2 protein-coding genes are annotated in these 2,335 nt (G+C 59.1%); one reads left to right on the plus strand and one right to left on the minus strand.

From position 1 onward, the window contains the following. On the plus strand, positions 1 to 506 hold a 506-nt coding region (locus WA702_RS26345; RefSeq protein ID WP_425113474.1), incomplete at its 5' end, for a GntR family transcriptional regulator. Between the two features lie 140 nt (positions 507 to 646). Here the strand turns inward: WA702_RS26345 and WA702_RS26350 are convergent. Further along, positions 647 to 1,450 (minus strand): hypothetical protein, encoded by an 804-nt coding sequence (locus WA702_RS26350; protein ID WP_425113475.1) that lies wholly within the window; start codon positions 1,448 to 1,450, stop codon positions 647 to 649. Positions 1,451 to 2,335: the final 885 nt, after the last annotated feature.

Genomic DNA, 2,335 nt, shown 5'->3' on the forward strand with positions numbered 1-2,335 from the left:
GGCGCGCCCGCTTCAACTCCTCGCTGTTTCGCTTCTTCCGCTTCCACTCCGAGAGCGGCGAGCGCAAGGTGCCGGAGAGCCGCATCCTGCAGCGCAAGCAGCTCGCCGCACCCTCGGCGGTTGCCTCGGCGCTGCGGCTGCCCGCGGGCGAGCCGGTCATCAACCTGTCGCGGCTGCGCCTGATCGACGGTGTGCCGCTGTTGTCGGAGGAGATCTGGCTCGAGCGCTCGCGCTTCGCCGCTATCCTCGACCTCGAGCCGACCGATTTCGGCGATCTGCTTTATCCGCTTTACGAAGCGCGCTGCGGCCAGATCGTCGCCTCCGCGGACGAGACGTTGACGGTCGAGATCGCAGGCGCCATGCAGGCCCGCCTGCTCGGCCGCGAGCCGGGCGAGCCGGTGATCGTGATCGAGCGCCTCGCCTTCGACCCCGAGCGCCGCCCGATCGAATGGCGCCGCTCAAGGGGGCCCGCGGATAGGTTTCGGTATCGTGCGGAGATCAGGTAGAGGGGCTCGTGTTCGTATGCCAGCGGCGTGTCGACTGTTAGTGCGGCGCTGGCACGCTTCATTGCAAGGGCGCGACCTACCCGGCCCTGACAGACGCAAAAAACCCGCGCCATGTGCTGACTGAGACAGGGCGCGCCCTCTCAGTACTCGTATTCGTGTTCTGGCTCTTCCGCGCTCACCCATCTATCGCCGTTCTCGGTGCTGAACTGGGCGCGCAGGCAAAAGCCGGTTTCGCGACGGTGTCCATTCCCATCCCAATAGGCGATCCATCCAAGGCAATAGCAGTGGATACCAGTGCGCAAGCCAGCTGCAGCGTGAACTACCGGACAGTCGGATGTCACCTCAGCGTGAAATTTCTGCCCACTTAAAACCTCTTCGAATGTTTTGACAATTGGACGCTGCACATCGAGAGCGAAACGTGGTCCCATAAAGATTTGGCCTCTCACTTCGAGGTTCTTTGCGGAGGATTCGCCCACGTTAAACCCGAGAATGGAAGCGCCAATAAGATTGGTGTCATCTCCATCTTTAAGGCGGCGTGTAACTTCCACCGTATGAATTCTGATTTTGGGGCGATGGGTGGCAACGAACTCCTCGCGGGCGAGGTTGACAGTAGCTGTGGTCGATTCCCAAAGTTTCTCAGTCGATCTCCACAGGCGGTAAGTGAAGAGCACAAGCAACGCAGTGAAGCCGGCCAACAGCCAGTCCGTAAGTTTGGCGGCCCAGAATTCGCTGGCGCCTTCTTGTCGCTTGCGATTTTTACTATCTTCCGCGCCGTCTACGGAAAGCGGGCTGTCCCCCTCTCTATCTTGTGCGGCGGCTTCGATTTGCCGGGATTGGTGCTGTGTGGGTAGTGGGGATTGATATGACGCGAACAGAAAGCCCATCGCAAAGACGGCGCATGTGAGAAATGCTCCAAGAAAAAGCTCTGGCGTCCGAAATCTCATGCGCCCTCAATCCTCGCCCCGAAAATGGAATCTTCGAATTGATTATCGTATCGGAATTAAAACTCAGCAACGTAAAGATGCAGCTGTTTATTGCTGACATGAGTGACAACGACGCCGCGCTTGTAAAAACTAATTTTGTTTGATCTTTCAATCCCATCGCTGGCGACAGGCCTCAAGCCGCAAATATTTCTCTTTCGTTTTAACGGAAAATATGCTTATCTCTGCCCATCCCGCCTCGATCAAGAGGGGCGCTTCGCGGTCGTCACGAACGTTGGGTGCGGGATGCGGTGGGCGTGTCGGGCTGCAGCGTGATCTACCACGCGGACGACAGGGGCAAGAACGCCGGTCCCTGAGGAGAGCGCGTATAAGACGTAAAGCCATCGCGCAGGGAGGGCCGGGATGTCTCGGCCGAACCTGTGGTTCTGCCGCGTGCTTTTCTTTCGCACGCGGGCCATGGGGGCGGTGAGCTCCCGGCCTTCCCTGCGCCCTCTGTTTTGAGAGGGTGAAATGAATTCAATAGCTCGGGCGCGGAAGGCGCCGCGAGGCTCGATTGCCTATGTCTTCACGTCATTGCGAGCGAAGCGAAGCAATCCAGAGTCGAACGCTCGGCTCTGGATTGCTTCGTCGCGTTGCTCCTCGCAATGACGTGGATAGAGGGCGAAGCTCTTTCTACTTCCATCCCGGGGCGACCGTCAGCGCGAGCCCGGAATCCATAACCATGATCGAGGGTATGGATTCCGGGCTTTCCCTCCTGGCGCCCCGGAATGACAGCGAAGAGCGTTGGAGCTCACAACCCCATCGTGGGAGCTCACAACTCCCGCGCATTGCTGAACGCAAACGAGCTGACGCGCCGTGTCGTCTCATCCAGAATCAAGGTCCGCGTGA

Origin of the sequence: Bradyrhizobium sp. (genome assembly GCF_049798375.1) — a bacterium.
GTDB lineage: Bacteria > Pseudomonadota > Alphaproteobacteria > Rhizobiales > Xanthobacteraceae > Bradyrhizobium.

Excerpts from the sequence above, each read along its gene's own strand:
- WA702_RS26350 (WP_425113475.1), bottom strand. The coding sequence starts at position 1,450 with ATGAGATTTCGGACGCCAGAGCTTTTTCTTGGAGCATTTCTCACATGC.